19 protein-coding genes are annotated in these 17,498 nt (G+C 69.0%); 6 read left to right on the forward strand and 13 right to left on the reverse strand.

Going from position 1 to position 17,498, the window contains the following annotated elements:
- Positions 1-465: 465 nt before the first annotated feature.
- Positions 466-2,682 (reverse strand): AsmA family protein, encoded by a 2,217-nt coding sequence (locus tag AC1Z3O_RS03205; RefSeq protein ID WP_483513463.1) that lies wholly within the window; start codon positions 2,680-2,682, stop codon positions 466-468.
- A 179-nt stretch (positions 2,683-2,861) separates the two neighbouring features.
- On the opposite strand from AC1Z3O_RS03205, the gene tcdA reads away from it, so the two are divergent.
- A complete protein-coding gene (gene tcdA, locus AC1Z3O_RS03210; protein WP_483513465.1) occupies positions 2,862-3,734 on the forward strand; it encodes a tRNA cyclic N6-threonylcarbamoyladenosine(37) synthase TcdA in 873 nt (290 codons plus the stop codon).
- On the opposite strand, the gene AC1Z3O_RS03215 is transcribed toward tcdA, so the two are convergent.
- On the reverse strand, positions 3,731-4,309 hold the full coding sequence (locus tag AC1Z3O_RS03215; protein WP_483513467.1) for a P-loop nucleotide/nucleoside kinase family protein: 579 nt from the start codon (positions 4,307-4,309) through the stop codon (positions 3,731-3,733). The two genes, tcdA and AC1Z3O_RS03215, sit on opposite strands and share 4 nt — an antisense overlap.
- 165 nt (positions 4,310-4,474) lie before the next feature.
- On the opposite strand from AC1Z3O_RS03215, the gene AC1Z3O_RS03220 reads away from it, so the two are divergent.
- Positions 4,475-4,906: a bacteriohemerythrin gene (locus AC1Z3O_RS03220; protein ID WP_483513468.1), complete on the forward strand. Its 432-nt coding sequence runs from the start codon at positions 4,475-4,477 to the stop codon at positions 4,904-4,906.
- A 62-nt stretch (positions 4,907-4,968) separates the two neighbouring features.
- Here the strand turns inward: AC1Z3O_RS03220 and AC1Z3O_RS03225 are convergent, their stop codons facing one another.
- Together AC1Z3O_RS03225 and trxA are read right to left on the reverse strand one after the other, a co-directional pair.
- Positions 4,969-5,352 carry a cupin domain-containing protein gene (locus tag AC1Z3O_RS03225; protein ID WP_483513470.1) on the reverse strand — a complete coding sequence of 128 codons (384 nt, stop codon included), beginning with the start codon at positions 5,350-5,352 and terminating at the stop codon, positions 4,969-4,971.
- A 78-nt stretch (positions 5,353-5,430) separates the two neighbouring features.
- Complete coding sequence (gene trxA / locus AC1Z3O_RS03230; RefSeq protein ID WP_483513471.1) at positions 5,431-6,276, reverse strand: thioredoxin; 846 nt, start codon at positions 6,274-6,276, stop codon at positions 5,431-5,433.
- 227 nt (positions 6,277-6,503) lie between these two features.
- On the opposite strand from trxA, the gene AC1Z3O_RS03235 reads away from it, so the two are divergent.
- Positions 6,504-8,231 carry a long-chain fatty acid--CoA ligase gene (locus AC1Z3O_RS03235; RefSeq protein ID WP_483513473.1) on the forward strand — a complete coding sequence of 576 codons (1,728 nt, stop codon included), beginning with the start codon at positions 6,504-6,506 and terminating at the stop codon, positions 8,229-8,231.
- 78 nt (positions 8,232-8,309) lie between these two features.
- Here AC1Z3O_RS03235 and AC1Z3O_RS03240 read toward each other — a convergent pair whose 3' ends face one another.
- On the reverse strand, positions 8,310-9,113 hold the full coding sequence (locus tag AC1Z3O_RS03240) for an ankyrin repeat domain-containing protein (protein ID WP_483513475.1): 804 nt from the start codon (positions 9,111-9,113) through the stop codon (positions 8,310-8,312).
- Between the two features lie 15 nt (positions 9,114-9,128).
- Positions 9,129-9,842 (reverse strand): gamma-glutamylcyclotransferase, encoded by a 714-nt coding sequence (locus AC1Z3O_RS03245; protein WP_483513477.1) that lies wholly within the window; start codon positions 9,840-9,842, stop codon positions 9,129-9,131.
- Positions 9,843-9,966: 124 nt separating this feature from the next.
- On the opposite strand from AC1Z3O_RS03245, the gene AC1Z3O_RS03250 reads away from it, so the two are divergent.
- On the forward strand, positions 9,967-10,113 hold the full coding sequence (locus AC1Z3O_RS03250) for a hypothetical protein (protein ID WP_483513478.1): 147 nt from the start codon (positions 9,967-9,969) through the stop codon (positions 10,111-10,113).
- Positions 10,114-10,197: 84 nt separating this feature from the next.
- Positions 10,198-10,518 (forward strand): hypothetical protein, encoded by a 321-nt coding sequence (locus AC1Z3O_RS03255; protein WP_483513480.1) that lies wholly within the window; start codon positions 10,198-10,200, stop codon positions 10,516-10,518.
- 116 nt (positions 10,519-10,634) lie between these two features.
- Here AC1Z3O_RS03255 and AC1Z3O_RS03260 read toward each other — a convergent pair whose 3' ends face one another.
- From AC1Z3O_RS03260 to AC1Z3O_RS03285, 6 genes are all read right to left on the reverse strand, one after another.
- Positions 10,635-10,982 carry an FKBP-type peptidyl-prolyl cis-trans isomerase gene (locus tag AC1Z3O_RS03260; RefSeq protein ID WP_483513482.1) on the reverse strand — a complete coding sequence of 116 codons (348 nt, stop codon included), beginning with the start codon at positions 10,980-10,982 and terminating at the stop codon, positions 10,635-10,637.
- A 55-nt stretch (positions 10,983-11,037) separates the two neighbouring features.
- Complete coding sequence (locus AC1Z3O_RS03265) at positions 11,038-11,586, reverse strand: YaeQ family protein (protein ID WP_483513484.1); 549 nt, start codon at positions 11,584-11,586, stop codon at positions 11,038-11,040.
- 104 nt (positions 11,587-11,690) lie between these two features.
- A complete protein-coding gene (locus AC1Z3O_RS03270; protein ID WP_483513486.1) occupies positions 11,691-12,356 on the reverse strand; it encodes a YceI family protein in 666 nt (221 codons plus the stop codon).
- Positions 12,357-12,556: 200 nt separating this feature from the next.
- Positions 12,557-12,940, reverse strand: a complete 384-nt coding sequence (locus AC1Z3O_RS03275; protein WP_483513488.1) for an MAPEG family protein — start codon at positions 12,938-12,940, stop codon at positions 12,557-12,559.
- 16 nt (positions 12,941-12,956) lie between these two features.
- Positions 12,957-13,223, reverse strand: coding sequence for an RNA-binding S4 domain-containing protein (locus AC1Z3O_RS03280; protein ID WP_483513490.1), 267 nt, complete (start codon positions 13,221-13,223; stop codon positions 12,957-12,959).
- Complete coding sequence (locus AC1Z3O_RS03285) at positions 13,220-14,971, reverse strand: glutamine--tRNA ligase/YqeY domain fusion protein (protein WP_483513492.1); 1,752 nt, start codon at positions 14,969-14,971, stop codon at positions 13,220-13,222. Before AC1Z3O_RS03285 ends, AC1Z3O_RS03280 begins: the two co-directional genes overlap by 4 nt.
- A 241-nt stretch (positions 14,972-15,212) precedes the next feature.
- Between AC1Z3O_RS03285 and AC1Z3O_RS03290 the strand changes: the two genes are divergently transcribed.
- On the forward strand, positions 15,213-16,634 hold the full coding sequence (locus tag AC1Z3O_RS03290; RefSeq protein ID WP_483513494.1) for a CoA transferase: 1,422 nt from the start codon (positions 15,213-15,215) through the stop codon (positions 16,632-16,634).
- Between the two features lie 208 nt (positions 16,635-16,842).
- Here the strand turns inward: AC1Z3O_RS03290 and AC1Z3O_RS03295 are convergent, their stop codons facing one another.
- Positions 16,843-17,463, reverse strand: coding sequence for an FMN-binding negative transcriptional regulator (locus AC1Z3O_RS03295; protein WP_483513496.1), 621 nt, complete (start codon positions 17,461-17,463; stop codon positions 16,843-16,845).
- Positions 17,464-17,498 lie beyond the last annotated feature (35 nt).

The following is a 17,498-nucleotide window of genomic DNA, read 5'->3' on the forward strand; positions in this document are numbered from 1 at the left end:
GTTGGAAGTCGGCGCGACGTCGGGCCGGGCGCATCGATCCGGCCCCATCCGCTATTTCGAGTATAGCGAAAGCACCGCGGGCGATTTTGCGCCGGCGCAAGCGCATCGGGGCTTGTTTGCGGCAGGTCGGGTGTCTGGGCAGGTGCCGCGTGCGCCTGGCGGGAAGGCCGGGCCGTCGGCGGGCGCGTGTGGCGCGAAGGCGGGAGCAGATGTGAAGGCTGCAAGTGGCACGAGAAAAATGAGTGCGGCCGAAGCCGCACCATGTCAAGGCCGCCTGCTCCGGGACAGGTCCGGCGCAGGCACTTGCTGCATTGCCATCGTTCAAGTCGTCGTTGTAAATGGCTGCTTAATTATGCGGCTCGGCCGCGCCTCGCACAACGCCTTTCTGCCCACCGCACAGCAAAGTGTTGCGAATTTGCTTCGCCAGGGCTGGGCCGGCAGGATGCCTTCACCGAGGCCCGGCGGTCAGCCTCCCTGGGTGAAGTCATCCTGCCGGCGCGGCGCTGGGGATGGCGTAGGCACGGGCCGGTCGGTGCGGGGCATGCTGGTGGCGGCGCTGCCGGCAGCCTTGGGCACCACCGGCACCCCGGGCTTGTCGCGCATGGCGGCCAGCAGCTTGCCGCACTGGCTCTCCTGCCCGGGCGCCAGCTCGGTCAGCGGCAGGATGGCGGTGGCCACCGGCGCCAGCAGGGCCAATGCCAGCACGCTGCCGGCGCGCAGTGCCAGCACGCCGGCGTCGGGGCTGACCGAGGGACGCTTGAACGTGCCGCCCACATAGAGCGGTGCGTTCAGGGAGAGGATGCGCACGCCCTTGGCTTCGGGGCGCACGGTCAGTGCCAGTTTCTCCTCGCCCAGGTCGATCACGCCTGTGGTGCGGACAACGGCATCCTCCGTGTCGAGGACGAAGGTGCGGGCGGTGGCGATGCCCTTGTCGAAGCTGAAATCGCTGACACCGCAAAGGATGCGCACCGGCTTGTCGCCGAACAGTTTGGTCAGCACCACGCTGCCCACATTCAGTCCCATGGCTTCCAGCAGGAACTTGCTGACGGTGCCGTCTTCGACGAGCAGCCCGGCTTCCCCGTTGGCGCTGCCCAGCAGCGCCGCCACCGAATTGCCCCGCGCGGCCAGCCGTGCGCTGCCGTTGAGTTCGCCCAGGCTGGTCTTCATCGGCTCGAAGGTGGGGAAGAGCTGCTTGAGTTTCAGGTGGCGCGCCGTCACGGAGAGTTGGGCGGCCAGCGGCGCGCGCTTGCCGTCCAGGCGCAGGGTGGAGACGAGGTTGCCGCCGGCGACGCCGAAGTTGAGCGGGTCGAGCGTCAGCGCGCCGTCCTTCAGCGACAGGTGCCCGCGCAGGTCGGTGACCGGCAGCGCGGCCTCGCGCACGATGCGCTTGCCGGCGAAGGTCACGTCGGCGTCGATGCTGTCCCAGCGCTCGACATGGAAGGGTGCCACCGGCAGTGCCTTGTCGGCGGGCTGCTTGACCGGGCTGTCGCTGGCGGCCTTGCCGGGTTTGGCCTCGGCGCCGATCAGCGGCGCCAGGTCGGCCAGCCGCAGTTCGGACGAGCTGACCGTGCCGGACAGCAGCGGGCGCGGCTGGCGCTGCGCGTAGGTGAGTGAGCCGGACAGGTCGCTGCCGCCCATGCGGCCACTGAAGTCCTCATAGTGGAACACGGAGGCCTGCCTGCGCAGCGTCGCGCGCAGCCTGCCACGCGTGTCATACGGTGGCGTGGAGGGCAGGGTGATGCCGGTCAGTGCATACAGCCTGGCCAGGTTGTCGCCGGCGAGTTGCAGGCGCAGGTCGAGCGCTGCCAGGTGGGCCGGATTGGTCAGCGTGCCCTCCAGGGCCACGCGCGTGGTGCCGATGCGCACCTCGGCCTGGAGCGGAAAGGGTGTGTCGGAATCGCGCAGGCTGAGCACGCTGCCGGCCTTGCCGCTGGCGCTGATGCTGTTCTGGTTGAAACGCCCGCTGGCCTTCCAGCGGATCCCGTAGGGCGAGTCCCGTCCTTCCTCGGCGGCCGGCGCGCTGCCGGCCACGGCAGGGACCGCGGCGGACGACGGCGCGGTTGCGGCAGGGGAAGCGGGCCCGGAGGCCGCCGCAGAGTCGCGCGGGCGCGCATAGAGGCCGTCGTCGCCGATGGTGTCGATGGTGGCCTGCAGTTCGATCTTCTGGGCCTGGTCCGACAGCGCCAGGTTGCCGCGGGTCAGCACCACCTCGTCGATGCCGAGCCCCCAGCGCGGCCCGGCGCCGCCGCCCAGGGTGAAGGTCCAGTTGTTGCGCTGGTCGGCCAGCCGTTCGAGCCAGATGGAGGGGGTGTCCAGCACCAGGCGCGGGATCTCGATGCGGTGCGCCAGCAGCGGCAGGGGGCGCAGGATGAAGACCAGCTCGCCCACGCTGGCGATATTGGTCTCGCGCGTCCAGTCCGGATTGCCGACGGTGATATCGCGCGCGGACAGCCGCGGCCATGGCACCCAGGTGCGCCAGCCCGTCTCGCCCACGGCGCTGCGCCAGGTCAGGCTCAGGTCCCCGTTGATGGCGAACGGCCGGCCGATCGCGTCGGAGACCCGGTGGTTGAGCCAGGGCTTGAGGCGGTTCCAGTCGAAGGTGAGCAGCAGGATGACGATCAGTCCGAGCAACACCAGCGGTGTCAGCAGGCTCAAGACGACGACCTTGCGGCGCAGGGGCATGGGGACGGACTCCTGGACAGCGCAAACGGGTGGCACATCCGGGTGGCACATCCACGCCATGATGTGGCGGACAGGCCACGATGGTGACTATTGTATAGTTGCGCGCCGTCCCCGCCTCTCGCTTTGTGTGCGAACCATGTGGCACGGCACGCATTTCCCGTCACTTCAATGTTCCGGCCATGTCCCAAGCTGATCCGTTCCCACCGACTTCGCCAATCCTCCAGGATGGGTTCGCCGACGACGACTGGTCGCGCCGTTTTGGCGGCGTCGCCCGCCTCTACGGCGAGTCCGGCCTTGCGCGGCTGCAGCATGCCAGCGTGTGCGTGGTGGGCATCGGCGGGGTGGGCAGCTGGGCGGCCGAGGCGCTGGCGCGCAACGCCGTCGGCCGCATCACGCTGGTGGACCTGGACCATATCGCCTTGTCGAACACCAATCGCCAGATCCACGCGCTTGGCGAGGCCTACGGCCGCGCCAAGGTCGAGGCGATGGCCGAGCGCATCACACAGATCAATCCGCGCTGCCAGGTCCGGCAGGTGGACGACTTCGTCACCACGGACAACGTGGCCGAGGTGCTCGGCGCCGGCCATGACTACGTGATCGACGCCATCGATGCTGTCCGGGTCAAGATCGCCATGCTGGGCTGGGCGCGGCGCCAGGGCCTGCCGATCATCACCTGCGGCGGCGCCGGCGGCCAGATCGACCCCACGCGCGTGCGCATCGACGATCTGGCGCGCACCATCCAGGACCCGCTGCTCTCCAAGGTGCGTGCCGGCCTGCGTAAGGAGTGGGGATTACCGCGCGATCCGAAGAAGAAGTTCGGCATTCCCGCCGTCTATTCGGATGAGCCGCTGCGCTATCCGGCACCGCAGGTGCAGGCCTGCGATATCGATGAAGCGCCGCCGCGCCAGCACGGGCCGCAGGGGCTGGCCTGCGCGGGATTCGGCTCGTCGGTCGCCGTCACGGCGGTGTTCGGCTTCGTGGCGGCCTCGGCGGCGATCGGCGCGCTGGCCGCCGGCTCGGTGCCGGTCGCCGCGCTGGGGGCCGCAGACTAATCTGCGAGGGCGGACAGCAGCGCGTCGAATTCGGCCTGGCCGGGCGCGCCGTTGTCGAAGTAGATCAGTTCCGGATAGTCGGTCGCCGCCGGCATGAAACGCCGCGTGCGGTAGTTTTCCCAGTGGGCCAGCTTGTAGGCATCGTTGGGGTTGCCGCGCCGGACGATGCGCGCGTGGGCCTCGCCTTCCGGCAGATGCACCCAGACGATGCGCACCGCGGTGTCGGCCGGCGCGCGCAGCCAGGCGGGGTCGTGCAACTGATGCGCGCGCACTTCGCGCGAGAGCGGTCCCACCACGATGACGCTGATGCCCAGCGCCAGGTTTTCGCGCGCCGTGTCCATCAATCCTTCATATTCCGGGTTGCGCAGGTGGGTCAGGTAGGTGGGGCTGTCGCGGTCGTTGGGGTCGCCAGTCAACGCGGCCATGGCTGCGGCGCTGTAGCCGCCGTACAGCGTGTCCTTGTCGAGCAGGCAGAAGGGTTCGCCGGTGGCGCGCATCAGCGGGCCGATCAGGCGGTGCGCCAGCGTGGTCTTGCCGGTGCCGGCATGGCCGCAGAAGAAGATCAGTCGAGGCATCGGGGCCGTGGTCGAATTCGGAATGCCCCGTAAGCATAACCCGGCACACGGGCCCGCCGCGCGATCCCCCCTGGCCTTGCGCCAGATCAGGGTGGCGTGCCGCCGATTGGGTATGCTTGAGGCTTGCCCGGGCGCAGCCCGGCCGTCTATCCAGCCGTCCGCTCCATGACCGATTCCGCTTCGCTCTCCTCCGCCGCCCTCCCGTCCGAACTGCATCTCGGCGAGCCGGTGACCGATGCCACCCACGCCGAATTCACGCTGCTGCTGGCGGCCGCAGCGCGCGCCGCCGACGACGGCTTCCTGGCGGCCTTCGATGAATGGATCGAACATACCCGCCATCATTTCGCGCAGGAAGACGGCTGGATGGAGGCGATGGATTTCGGGCCGCGCCATTGCCATGCGGGCGAGCACAAGCAGGTGCTGGCCGTGGTCGAGGCGGTGCGCGCCAAGGTGGTGGACGAAGGCCAACTGGAACTCGGCCGCCGCCTGGTGGCCGAGCTATCGGGCTGGTTCGCCCATCATGTGACGACCATGGACGCGATGATGGTCAGCCATATGCGCGAGAACGGCTTCACGCTGATCGAGGCGCCGGCCTGATGGTCTGATGGCCTGAAGGCCCGAAGTCCTCAAGACCTGGCAGGCAGCGGCGCCTGGCGGGCTCAGGCCGGCCGCGCGGCGGCGCGGTCGATCACGACGAAGTGCTTGCGCACGGGTTCGAGCACTTCGAACACGCCCTGGAAGCCGGCGGGGATGACGCAGGCGTCGCCGGGGCCGAACTCGCGCGCGGCGCCGGCCTCATCGGTGATGCGGATGCGGCCGCTGATCACATGGAAGAACTCTTCCTTGCCGGGCGCGAAGGCGATGCGCCAGGCACCGGGTTCGCAGGCCCAGATGCCGCAGTCGAAGTCGCCCGTGGCGGCGGCGTAGTGGGTCCACGTGGTGCGTCCCGGATTGCCGCGGACCAGGCGGTCGGGCCGCGGGCGGTCGTGGCTGGGTGCGGGGTCGGCGCGGAAGTCGATGAGGACGGGCGAGGGGGCGGTCACGTTGGCGGTCACGGTTGGCGGGCAGGCCGCGGGCGGACAGTTTACCGTGCCGCCGGGCCTGCCTGCTGCCCTGCCGCTTCAGTTCAGCGCCGTGCTGAGCAGCCGGCGCCAGCGCGACACCGCATCCGGCCGGTCGGCCATCAGGTCGAACACAGACAGCATGGTCTTGCGCGCCACCTGGTCTTCGTAGTTGCGGTCGGCGCGCACGATGGCCAGCAACTGCTCCAGCGCTGCCTCGTAGTCATGATGTGCGATGTGCTGGCGGGCCAGGTCGAGGCGGGCGGCGAGGTCGCCCGGATCGGCCGCGACGCGCTGCGCCAGCACCGCCGCATCGGGCAGCGCCGAGGCTTCGCGCACGGTCTGCAGTCGCGTCTGCAAGGCCGCGTAGCCATCCTCCTGCGGCGCGCGCGCGCTCAGCAGGTCAAACTCCGACTCGGCGTCGGCCACGGCATTGCCGTCCAGCAGGAAGCCGATGTACTCGATGCGCGCAGAGTCCGCGCCCGGATCCAGCGCCAGCGCGGCCTGGAAGGCCGCCTGCGCCGCCTCGCGCTCGCCGGCGGCCGCCAGATCGCGCGCCTGGCGCAAGGCGAGCTCGCTGGGAGCGGGCGTGACGCGGGCGAGGAATTCGCGCAGTCCGCTCTCGGGCAGCACGCCGACGAACTGGTCGACCGGCTGGCCGTCGACGAACGCGATCACGTGCGGGATGCTGCGCACGCCGAAGTGGCCGGCCAGCTGCTGGTTCTCGTCCACATTGATCTTGGCGAGCTTCCATTTGCCGGCCGACTCATGCTCCAGCTTCTCCAGCATGGGGCCGAGCGTGCGGCAGGGACCGCACCAGGGCGCCCAGAAATCCACCAGTACCGGCACCTGGCGCGACATCTCGATGACGTCGGCTTCGAAGGTCTGCAGGGTCGTATTGCTCATATCTGTTCTCGATTCTCGTGACGGGTGCGCCATTCGCCATGGTACGCCTCCCTCTATTCTGAGGGCGCCGGCTTCGTTTGCAACCCGCTGCCGGGTAGGGCCAGGGGCAGGGCCGCATCGGGGCCGCATCAGGGCCGCAACCGATTGAAAATAGAACGGTCGTTCGGTTATATTGATTGACTGGATTCGACAATACCCGGTCGCCAGACGACCACCTAGGAGACATCATGCAGAACAAACAGCCCGCGCGCCCGCACCTGCAGTTCTGGCCCAAGCGCGTGCCCACCGAGATCGTGCTGCCGGAGACCTCGCTCTGGTACAACCTCGAGGTCTCGGCCCACCGCTATGCCGAAAAGGCGGCCATCCGCTACTTCGGCAACGCCATCAGCTTCCGCGCGCTGCGCGAGCAGGCTGAGGCGCTGGCGGGCTGGCTGCAGCACAAGGCCGGCGTCAAGAAGGGCGACCGGGTGTTGCTCTACATGCAGAACTGCCCGCAGTTCATCATCAGCTACTACGCCATCTTGCGCGCGGATGCGGTGGTGGTGCCGGTCAACCCGATGAACCGGGCCGAGGAGTTCAAGCACTACGTGACCGATGCCCAGGCGCGCGTGGCCATCTGCTCCGCCGACCTGGCCGCCGGCGCCGCCGCGGCCGATGCCGAGCTGCCCGCCGACGAACGCCTGCAGCACCTGCTGGTCACGCAGTACGCCGACGCACTGCCGCCGCATCATGAGCATCCGGAGGATGCGCCGCCGGCCTGGTTGACCGCGGCACATCCGCTGCCCGCGGGCGCCACCGCCTGGCAGGTGGCGCTGGATTCGGCGCCGGCGCCGCGCGAGCACACCGCCGGGCCCGACGACATGGCCGTGATGCCTTACACCTCCGGCACCACGGGCTTCCCCAAGGGCTGCATCCACACCCACCGCTCGGTGATGCACAACGTCATCGGCGGCTCGACCTGGTCGGGCAGCGGCGCCGAGTCGGTGATCCTGTCGGTGCTGCCGCTGTTCCACGTGACCGGCATGCAGTACGGCATGAACGGTCCGATCTACAGCGGCGCCACCGTGGTGATGCTGCCGCGCTGGGACCGTGAGGTGGCGGGCCGGCTGATCTCGCGCTACCAGGTCACGCACTGGACCAACATCCCCACCATGGTGATCGACTTCCTGGCCAGCCCGAACCTGGAGCAGTTCGACCTGTCCAGCCTGCGCTACATCGGCGGCGGCGGCGCGGCCATGCCGCAGGCCGTGGCCGAGCGCCTGAAGCAGCAGTTCGGCCTGAGCTACCTGGAGGGCTACGGCCTGTCGGAAACGATGGCGCCGACGCACAGCAACCCCTCCGACCGGCCCAAGCTGCAATGCCTGGGTGTGCCAACCTTCAACACCGAAGCGCGCGTGATCGACCCGGTCACGCTGACCGAACTGCCGCCCAACGAGATCGGTGAGATCATCGTCAGCGGCCCGCAGGTCTTCAAGGGCTACTGGGGCAAGCCGGAGGCCACCAAGGAGGCCTTCATCGAGTTCGAGGGGCGCACCTATTTCCGCACCGGCGACCTGGGCCGCATGGATGAAGAGGGCTACTACTTCCTCACCGACCGCCTCAAGCGCATGATCAATGCCTCGGGCTTCAAGGTCTGGCCGGCCGAGGTGGAGAACCTGCTCTACAAGCACCCGGACATCCAGGAGGCCTGCATCATCGGCACGCGCGACCCCTACCGCGGCGAAAGCGTGAAGGCGGTGGTGGTGCTGCGCGCCCATGCCAAGGGCAAGACCACCGAGGCCGACATCATCGAATGGGCCAAGGAGAATATGGCGGCCTACAAGTATCCGAGAGTGGTCGAATTCGTCGACGCGCTGCCCAAGTCGGGCACGGGCAAGGTGATGTGGCGCCAGCTGCAGGAAACCGAGAACGCGCGCGTGGCCGCGCAGGCCGCCCAGGGCAAGGCCAACCCCTGAGCGCACAGACCGTGGCGGGGATGGCGGGCGGCGGTGGCCGCCCTGCCGCCCGCTCCGCCCACTTCGCCGCGCGCGGCTTCAATGCCCGCGCGCGCGCATCAGCATCTTCACCATCGTCTTGTAGCCGCGCTCGCGCGCATGGCGCGTCGGCGTGGTGCCTTCGCGGTCGGCCAGGTTGGCGTCCGCGCCGGCATCCAGCAGCAGCTGCACGATATCCTCGTAGCGCTGACTGCCGTCGCCCAGGATGATGGCCTCCAGCAGCGCCGTCCAGCCGAGCTGGTTGACGTGGTCGACCGGCACGCCCGCCTGCAGCAGCAGCTTGACCACCGCGACGTGCCCGTGTTCCGCGGCGGCGATCAGCGCGGTGCCGTCGTAGCGGTCGGTGCTGCGCAGGTCGGCGCCGTGCGCGATCTCCAAGCGGACCAGGTCGGCCTGTCCGCTTGCCGCCGATTGCAGGAAGGGGCTGTTGGCCTCGCCGTCCTTGCGGTTGACGTCGGCGCCGGCCAGGATCAGCACCCTGGCCACTTCGTAGTGCTGGCCGTAGATGGCCCCCAGCAGCGCGCTGCGCCCGCGCTCGTCCACCGCCTGTGCCGATGCGCCGGCGTTCAGCAGCTTGGCCACGAGTTCCAGGTCGCCCCCGGCGGCAGCGGTGATCAGGTTGCGGTCCAGCGCGGAGATGCCGTTGTGTACGGAATGGTGCGGCGGCGGGTGGAGCGCAGGCGCGTGGAGGGGCATGCCGGCGGACGCCGAACTGGCGGCCATCCGAGCCGCCTGCGACGAGCCGCCCGGCGTGGTGAGGAGCGCGCTGCCCATCAGCAGGCCCGCCAGGCCCAGGACCTCGGCGACCATCAGGCTGCGTGAACGTGCGGCGACGCGTCGCATGGGGTTCCCCGCTACTCAGCCTGCCGCGGGAGCGGACACGCCTGAACCGGCGTCCTCGTGCTGCAACTGGCGCCACAGACGGTCGAGATACGGATCCTCGACACCGTTGGTGGCGAGTCCCAGCATAGTCTGCTGCAGGTATTCCCGTGCGGGTCCGTACAGGCCACAGGCGTGGCGCAGGCAGGCCACAACTCTGGCGTCGGGCAGGCGGCCGGCATAGGCCTCGTGGCCGCGGTTCATGACGAAGGCCAGCGCGCGCTGGGGTTCGCCGGCGAATTCGCCGTCCATCCGGACTTGCAGCCAGCGCGGGTGATAGGCGCCGGTCAGCATTTCGCGGCGCCACAGCAGGCGGAATTCCTGCTCGATGACATGGCGCGGGATGCGGAAGGCCATGCCGTGGCAGCAGCCGCCGCGGTCCAGGCCCAGCACCAGGCCGGGGTTGTCCCAGGTGCCGCGGTTGATGCGGGAGTAGAGATAGAAGCCCCGGTGGTAGCCGTGGACGGTAGCGATCCGGCGGTCGATATGGACCACCATCGGGTTCCAGATCAGGGAGCCATAGCCGAACAGCCAGACGTCGCCATCCAGTGAGAGGGCGTCGGGGCGTTGATCGAGCGTGTCGTGCAGCGACCGTTCGAGCGCATCCTCGGGCAGCAGCGAGGCAGCCACCGGCGTGCTGCAAAGCGTTGCACGCAGCCGATCTGCTTCGAGATCTTGTCGGGTGATGGCCATGCTCCAAGCATAATGCAAAGGCAGCCGGGATGCGGCAGCCAAACCACATCCCACGGGGGAAATCGCTCTAAGGATGGCCGCGCTGTCGGCGACAGACAACGGTATCTCGTGTCAGGAGGCTTCGATGCCATTCCAGATCGCTCTGTCGAGTGCGCTGTCCGGGGCAGGCGCCAACGCGCGGCACCTCTGCTGGCTGGCCTTTGCCCAGCCGGCCGACGGTGAGATCGCGCAAGCACGCGCCGCGCCAGCATGCGCAGCGGCCAAGCCTTGATCCAGCGCAGCCGGGGGGCGAGCCGGCTGGCGGGCATGCCCCGGGTATCCGTACAATGGGGGGTCTCAATCAGGAGAACATGCGATGGCGCGCACGCTTACGGTGGTTTTCGGCAATGGCAGGGAATTCGCATTCACGATCGGGGAGGCCGAGCTGGCTTCGATCAGTGAGGAGGCAGGCTGGCGCTGGTTCGACCGCGAGTATGCGGAGCTCGACTGCCAGGCCTCCAGCCCGGTGGGCAAGGTGCTGGTGATCGACAAGATACTGAGCGTGGCCAAGTTCTCGGGCGAGTCGCGCTTTGCCGACGATGCCGCCTGGGCGGCAGACTATGCGCGCCACGCGGCGCGGCTGCTCGACCGCGACAAGGTGCGGGTCGACGTCAGCAACGCGGCAATCAGCTTCTGAGCGTTGCCGCGCAGCGGGGCCGGCCCGCGGCCCCGGAAAGACTTGGGGGCGCCGCGGGACACCGCTGCCGCGATGCCCCGGGGCGCCCCCGGGTGGAGCTCAAGTCCTGCGCGGACTCAGACCGACAGCAGTTCCACTTCGAACAGCAGCGTCGCGTTGGGCGGAATCACGCCGCCGGCGCCGCGCGCGCCATAGCCCAGGTCGGCCGGGATCACCAGGCGGCGCGTGCCGCCCACCTTCATGCCCTGTACGCCTTCGTCCCAGCCACGGATCACGTGGCCGGCGCCCAGCGGGAACACGAAGGGGTCGTTGCGGTCCTTGCTCGAATCGAACTTGCGGCCTGCCTGGCCGTTCTCGTACAGCCAGCCGGTGTAGTGCACTGTCACGTGCTTGCCGGCGACGGCTTCGGCGCCCGAGCCGATCACGGTGTCTTCAAACTGCAGGCCGGAGGGAGTGGTTTGCATTTCAATCTTCCTTGGTTGGCGTGGTCGGCGGCGGGACGCTGTGCCCCGCCGTGGCTCAATGCGCGGCGCGCTGCAGCGCGTCGAGCGTCAACTGGACATTGCGGTCGTCGCTGCTGACCCAGATCTCGCCGTCCTGGATCGTCACCGTCAGCCGCATGGCGCGCTCGGCCAGGCCGGCCAGCGCTTCCACCGCATCGTCCCGCACATTGTAGATGGTCACATTGCGCAGCTTGCCGGCCTTGCCGGCCATGCCCTTCCACCATTCGCGCGCGCTCGCGCCGTTGTAGGTGAAGACGGTGACGCGGCCGGCACGCGCCGACGCGCGCTTCAGGCGCGCCTCGTCGGGCTGGCCCAGGTCGATCCAGTGGGCGATCTCGCCGGTCAGGTTCTTTTCCCACAGGTCGGGCTCATCAGGCTCGTCCAGGCCGCGCGTGAAGGCCAGGGTTTCGCTGGCCTCGCAGGCGAAGGCGAGCACGCGAACCATCATGCGCGCATCGGTCTCGGACGGATGCCGGGCGATGGTCAGCGCGTGGCTGCCGTAGTAGGGGCGATCCATGTCGGAGATGGATAGCTCGGCCTTGAAGATGGTGGACTTGAGCGCCATGGGAGAGTTGCGGCTTTGGGGCTTGCGACAATGCGAAAGGCCGCATCATACGCGAATCCCGCGGCAGGCCGTGGCTGCGCCCCTCGCTGCGCCTATTGCTGTGCCTATTTCGCTGACTGCGCGGGTGCGCCGGACGCCGCAGGTCCGGGGCCCGCGGCGGGTGTGGCCTCCACCGCAATGGACAGCGTCACCGCGTCGCTGACCTCAGGGAGAAAGCGCGTCATGCCGAACTCACTGCGCGACAAGGTGACGTGGAAGTCCCCGCCGCAGGCGTGGCGGCGCACGCCGAGAATCACTTCCTCGCCACAGCTGAAGCGTGTGGCTTCCAGCCGCACCGGGCGGGTAACGCCGTGCAGGCTCAGCTCACCCTCGACCGCGACGAGGCGGCCGTTCTCCGAGAGAAAGCGCTGCGCGCGCAGCCGTGCGTAGGGGTGGGCCTGGGCATCGAGGAACTGCGCCGAGCGCAGCACGCCGTCCAGCGGCGGCAGGCCGGTATCGACCGAGGCGGTGTCGACGGTGAAATCGAGCGAACCCACGCCGCTGGCCGGATCGTAGAGGATGCGGCCGTCAATCTTGCCGAAGCGCCCGCGCACGCTGCTGCGGTCGAAGTGGCTGGCGGCGAAGTAGACCGCGGTATGCGTGGGGTCCACCGTATAGGGGCGGGCCTGGGCGAAAGCGCCGTGCAGGCCGCCGAGCCAGCCGGCCAGCACGGCCAGGCCGGCCAGCGCCAGGCGCGCCCTGCGCGGAACCGGTTTCATGGGCAGGGTCATGGTGCTTGGCCTATGGTTAGTCCACTGAATCACTGAAATTGGTCGGTGCCTGCCACGCCATGCGGGCTCATCGCGTCGTTGCAAATGCTCGCAATAGCCGTGCTATTGCTGCGCTTTGCGCCTAGCGCTGATTCCCGCATGGCATGTCCTTCACCTCCCATTTCAGTGATTCAGCGGACTAGCGCTGGCGCCGTGGACGCTCAGTGCACGAAGACCGGCAGCAGGAAGATGCCGATCACCGAGAGGAAGCCGACCGTCCAGCACAGGGTGCGCAGTGTGGCGCGGTCGCCGAGGTAGCACAGCGTGTACAGCACGCGCGCGACGACGAAGGTCAGCGCGAGCTCGTCGATGCGCGCGGGATTGGCCTGCAGGTGGCTGGCGCTGAGCACGGCCGCGGCGAAGAAGGGAAAGGCCTCGAAGTGGTTGCGATGGGCGAGGTCGGCGCGCCGCGCCCGGCCACTCTGCCGCTCCAGCCAGCTGCGCGGGTCGTGGTTGTCGTAGCCCTTGCCGCCGGCCTTGGCGAGGGCCACCGTCAGCACGGGCAGGATGCCCGCCACCAGCACGCACCAGAATGCGATCGGCATCGATGTCTCTCCTGCCTCAGGCGGCCACCACGCGGATCCTCACCGGGCCCACGCCGACCACCTGGCCGGCGCGGATCTTGGCCGTCTTGCGCGTTTCCAGCGCGCCGTCCACCGTCACTTCGCCGGCCGCGACCAGTGCCTTGCCGGCGCCGCCGCTGTCGCACACGCCAGCCACCTTGAGCAAGTCGTTGAGCGCGATGAACTCGCCTTCGAGCGGGAAGGTGACCGTCTGCGTGCCTGCCATGTCGTGTTGTCCCTTGTGTCCTTTATCTCGTGCGCTCATTTGGCCCAGCTGTCCTTGAGCCCGACGATGCGGTTGAACACGGGCTTGCCCGGCTGCGAGTCCACGCGGTCGGCGACGAAGTAGCCGTGGCGCTCGAACTGGAAGCGGTCTTCGGGAGCCGCCTCGCGCAGGCCGGGTTCCAGGTAGGCCGTGATGACCTTCTTGGAATCCGGGTTCAGCGCCTCGAGGAAGTTCTTGCCGCCCGCATCCGGGTTCGGGTCGTTGAACAGGCGGTCGTACAGGCGCACCTCGGCCTCGCAGGCGTGCGCCGCGCTGACCCAGTGGATGTTGCCCTTGACCTTGACGCTGTCCGCACCCGGCGTGCCGCTCTTGGTCTCAGGCAGGTAGTTGGCGTGCACGGCCACGACATTGCCGTCGGCATCCTTGTCCACGCCGGTGCATTCGATCACATAGCCGTAGCGCAGCCGCACCTTGTTGCCCGGGAACAGGCGGAAATAGCCCTTGGGCGGGTTCTCGCTGAAGTCCTCGCGCTCGATCCACAGCTCGCGCGAGAGCGGGAACACGCGGCGGCCCAGTTCGGCTTTCTTCGGGTGCACCGGCGCCGAGCACTCCTCGCTCTGGCCTTCCGGGTAGTTGTCCAGGATCAGCTTGAGCGGATCGAGCACGGCCACCGAACGCGGCGCGCGCGAGTCGAGGTCGTCGCGCACGGCGCCTTCCAGCGTGCTCATGTCGATCCAGCTATCGGACTTGGCCACGCCGACGCGGTCGCAGAACAGCTGGATCGACTCGGGCGTGAAGCCGCGCCGGCGCACGCCGACGATGGTCGGCATGCGCGGGTCGTCCCAGCCGTCCACCCGGCCCTCGTTCACCAGTTGCAGCAGCTTGCGCTTGCTGGTGATGGCGTAAGTCAGGTTGAGGCGGGCGAACTCGTACTGGTGCGGCAGCGGATCCTTGAACGCGCCGCAGTCGCGCAGCTGGTGCAGCACCCAGTCGTAGAGCGGGCGGTTGTTCTCGAACTCCAGCGTGCACAGCGAGTGCGTGATGTTCTCCAGCGCGTCCGAGGTGCAGTGCGTGAAGTCGTACATCGGATAGATGCACCACTTGTCGCCGGTGCGATGGTGGTGCGCGTGGCGGATGCGATAGATCACCGGGTCGCGCATCACGATATTGGGCGCGCTCATGTCGATCTTCGCGCGCAGCACGTGCTCGCCGTCGCCGTACTTGCCGGCGCGCATGTCGCGGAACAGCTGCATGTTCTCCTCGACGCTGCGGTCGCGGAACGGTGAAGGCGTGCCCGGGCGCGAGAAGTCGCCGCGGTTGGTGGCGATCTGCTCGGCGCTCTGGCTGTCCACATAGGCCACGCCGCGCTCGATCAGCTTCTCGGCGAAGGCGTAGAGCTGGTCGAAGTAGTCGCTGGCGTAGTACAGGTGGGTCTCGCCGGCGCCGTCCCCGCTTGCCCAGGAGAAGCCCAGCCAGTGCACCGCGTCGATGATGGAGTCGACGTACTCGGTGTCTTCCTTGACCGGGTTGGTGTCATCGAAACGCAGGTGGCAGCGGCCGCCGTAGTCGCGAGCCAGGCCGAAGTTCACGCAGATGCTCTTGGCATGGCCGATGTGCAGGTAGCCATTGGGCTCCGGCGGGAAGCGCGTGATCACGGTCGGCAGCGGCTGGCCCTGGCTGTCCTGGCGGCCGGCATAGGTGCCGGAGGCGAGATCCTGGTCGATGATGCTCCGCAGGAAGTTGGAGGCGGCTGGCGTGCTGTCGGTGGTCTTGGGAACGTGGCTCATGGTGGCGCCGCCGGAGCGGCTGGAAACGCTGCTGGATCGTCGCTGGAAAGGCCAGCGGGTCTAGAGGCAGGATTTTACCGCGCCGCAGGGGGGCTTGCCGGATTCTGTGCAGGGTGTGCCGCAGGCCGGCAGAAGCGGCTGCGCCGGACTAGCATGAAAGCGCACGGCGGCTGCGCCGCAGCGGCATTCGCGCCGCCGCACGCCGCGCTAGTCCACGCGCCAGTCCATCGAGAGCCATCCCATGGAATCCACTACGTCCGTTCCCGCCGTCGCCCTGGCCAGCCTGTGGCAGGAGGCCGGCCTGCCGCAGGAGGCGCTGGCGCAACTGCGCCTGACCGGCGCCGATCCGGTGCTCCCATCCAGCTTCGCCGTCGGCGCGGCGGCCCAGGCCAGCCTGGCGGCCTCGGCGCTTGCCGCGGCCAGCCTGTGGCAGCAGCGCACTGGACGCTGGCAGCAGGTGGCGGTGGATATGCGTCACGCGCTGACGGAGTTCCGCAGTGAGCGCTACCTGCGCGTCGCCGGCAGCCCGGCACCGGAGTTCCACGACAAGATCGCCGGCCTGTACCGCTGCGGCGACGGCCGCTGGGTGCGGCTGCACACCAACTTCCCGCATCACCGCGACGGCGTGCTGCACCTGCTCGCCTGCGCGCATGACCGGGATGCCGTCGCCGCCGCGCTGGCCAAGTGGGAGGCCGAAGCCTTCGAGACCGCGGCGTCGGAGGCCGGCCTGGTGGTGGCGGCCATGCGCAGCTTCGAGGAATGGGACGGGCACCCCCAGGGGCAGGCGCTGCGCGGCCTGCCGCCGCTGACACTGGAGCGCATCGGCGACGCGCCGCCCGAAGCGCTGCCGCCTCTGCCGGCGGACGGCGCACGCCCGCTCACCGGCGTGCGTGTGCTCGATTTCACCCGCATCATCGCCGGCCCTGTGGCCGGGCGCACGCTGGCCGCCCACGGCGCCGACGTGCTGCTGGTGACCGCGGCGCACCTGCCGGCCATCGGCCCGCTGGTGATCGACACCGGCCGCGGCAAGCGCTCGTGCCAACTCGATCTGCGCGACCCGGACGACCGGCACACGCTGCACAAGCTGCTGCACCGCGCCGACGTGATGGTGCAGGGATACCGGCCCGGCGGGCTGGCCGAACGGGGCTTGGGGCCGGACGACGCAGCGAGGGCGCGGCCAGGCATCGTGTATGTGACGCTGACGTCGTATGGAAATGCCGGTCCCTGGGCGGCCAAGCGCGGCTTTGACTCGCTGGTACAGACCGCCACCGGCTTCAACCATGCCGAGGGCATGGCGGCCGCCACCGACGCGCCACGGCCGCTCCCGGCGCAGGTGCTGGATCATGCCGCCGGCTACCTGCTGGCATGTGGCGCCATGGCGGCGCTGCTGCGGCGCGCCCGGGAGGGGGGCAGCTGGCACGTGCGCGTCTCGCTGGCGCAGGTGGGGCAGTGGCTGCGCGGGCTGGGCCGGGTCCCAGACGGGTTGAAGGTGGCCGACCAGCGCTTCGAAGACATCGGCGACCTGCTGGAGACGCTGCCGTCCGGGTTTGGCGAGCTGACTGTAGTGCGGCACGCGGCGCAGCTGTCCGAGACGCCGGCGCGCTGGGTGCTGCCATCGGTACCGCTGGGAACGCACGCGGCCGAGTGGTTGCCGCGCGGCTGACGGCCGGTCTTTCATAGTATCTGGACGGAATCGGTCTGCGAGTCAACGGCCCGTTTCGACTCCCCTGCGGGGAGTCGAAACAGGCTGTTGCCCTAAACAACCCGCGCCGCCCGTCCAAAGCCCCAGAGCCCAAAAGCCCAAAAGCCAGCCCCTACCTCACCAACTGATCAATCTCAATACGTTGCCCCGCCGGCGCAGTCCGCGTTCCCTACGCGGCGCCCGTCAGCCGCGCCATCCACTCCGCCATGTCGCGCTCGACCTCGCTGCCCGCGCGCTGCGCTTCCAGGATGCGTGCACGGTCGCCGGCCGGGCGGTTCTGGCTCAGCTTGAACTTGGCTTCGACTCGCGTCGGCACCAGACGCAGGCCGACGATGGCGCCGAGCATCTTCTGCTGGAAGTCGGCAGGCAGCTCGCGCCATTGCTGCGCGTAGGCGGGTTCGTTGCGCCCGATCAGGCGCTTGAGCAGCGCATCCTTCTCGCCGGCATCGTGGACGGTGGCGATCTCGCCATAGACGTGCACGGCAATGTAGTTCCACGTCGGCACGGACAGCCTCTGCTCGTACAGCGCGGGCGAGACGTAGCCGTGTGGGCCCTGGAAGATCAGCAGGGCGCGCGGTGCGGCTTCCAGCCAGCGCCAGTGCGGATTGGCGCGCGCCATGTGTCCTTCGATGCGCCAGCCCGACTCGCCGCGCTCGGCCACCACCGGCAGGTGGGTGGCGAAGGGCATGCCGGCGGCGTCGTTGCCGATCAACGTGGCAAAGGGGTAGCGGCGCATCACCTCGTCGATGAGGTCGGCGTCTTCGCTGGTGAAATGGGACGGCAGGTACATGGCGGTGGGCCTTGCGTGGGCGGGTTGGCGGTGGC

The organism is Cupriavidus sp. 09_S30, from assembly GCF_056930435.1.

Coding starts and splice junctions, on each gene's coding strand:
- AC1Z3O_RS03285 (WP_483513492.1), bottom strand. CDS start 14,971: ATGAGCCACGTTCCCAAGACCACCGACAGCACGCCAGCCGCCTCCAAC.
- AC1Z3O_RS03275 (WP_483513488.1), bottom strand. CDS start 12,940: ATGCCGATCGCATTCTGGTGCGTGCTGGTGGCGGGCATCCTGCCCGTG.
- AC1Z3O_RS03295 (WP_483513496.1), bottom strand. CDS start 17,463: ATGTACCTGCCGTCCCATTTCACCAGCGAAGACGCCGACCTCATCGAC.
- AC1Z3O_RS03270 (WP_483513486.1), bottom strand. CDS start 12,356: ATGACCCTGCCCATGAAACCGGTTCCGCGCAGGGCGCGCCTGGCGCTG.
- AC1Z3O_RS03205 (WP_483513463.1), bottom strand. CDS start 2,682: ATGCCCCTGCGCCGCAAGGTCGTCGTCTTGAGCCTGCTGACACCGCTG.
- tcdA (WP_483513465.1), top strand. CDS start 2,862: ATGTCCCAAGCTGATCCGTTCCCACCGACTTCGCCAATCCTCCAGGAT.
- trxA (WP_483513471.1), bottom strand. CDS start 6,276: ATGAGCAATACGACCCTGCAGACCTTCGAAGCCGACGTCATCGAGATG.
- AC1Z3O_RS03240 (WP_483513475.1), bottom strand. CDS start 9,113: ATGCGACGCGTCGCCGCACGTTCACGCAGCCTGATGGTCGCCGAGGTC.
- AC1Z3O_RS03235 (WP_483513473.1), top strand. CDS start 6,504: ATGCAGAACAAACAGCCCGCGCGCCCGCACCTGCAGTTCTGGCCCAAG.
- AC1Z3O_RS03220 (WP_483513468.1), top strand. CDS start 4,475: ATGACCGATTCCGCTTCGCTCTCCTCCGCCGCCCTCCCGTCCGAACTG.
- AC1Z3O_RS03290 (WP_483513494.1), top strand. CDS start 15,213: ATGGAATCCACTACGTCCGTTCCCGCCGTCGCCCTGGCCAGCCTGTGG.
- AC1Z3O_RS03260 (WP_483513482.1), bottom strand. CDS start 10,982: ATGCAAACCACTCCCTCCGGCCTGCAGTTTGAAGACACCGTGATCGGC.
- AC1Z3O_RS03255 (WP_483513480.1), top strand. CDS start 10,198: ATGGCGCGCACGCTTACGGTGGTTTTCGGCAATGGCAGGGAATTCGCA.
- AC1Z3O_RS03265 (WP_483513484.1), bottom strand. CDS start 11,586: ATGGCGCTCAAGTCCACCATCTTCAAGGCCGAGCTATCCATCTCCGAC.
- AC1Z3O_RS03250 (WP_483513478.1), top strand. CDS start 9,967: ATGCCATTCCAGATCGCTCTGTCGAGTGCGCTGTCCGGGGCAGGCGCC.
- AC1Z3O_RS03280 (WP_483513490.1), bottom strand. CDS start 13,223: ATGAGCGCACGAGATAAAGGACACAAGGGACAACACGACATGGCAGGC.
- AC1Z3O_RS03245 (WP_483513477.1), bottom strand. CDS start 9,842: ATGGCCATCACCCGACAAGATCTCGAAGCAGATCGGCTGCGTGCAACG.
- AC1Z3O_RS03215 (WP_483513467.1), bottom strand. CDS start 4,309: ATGCCTCGACTGATCTTCTTCTGCGGCCATGCCGGCACCGGCAAGACC.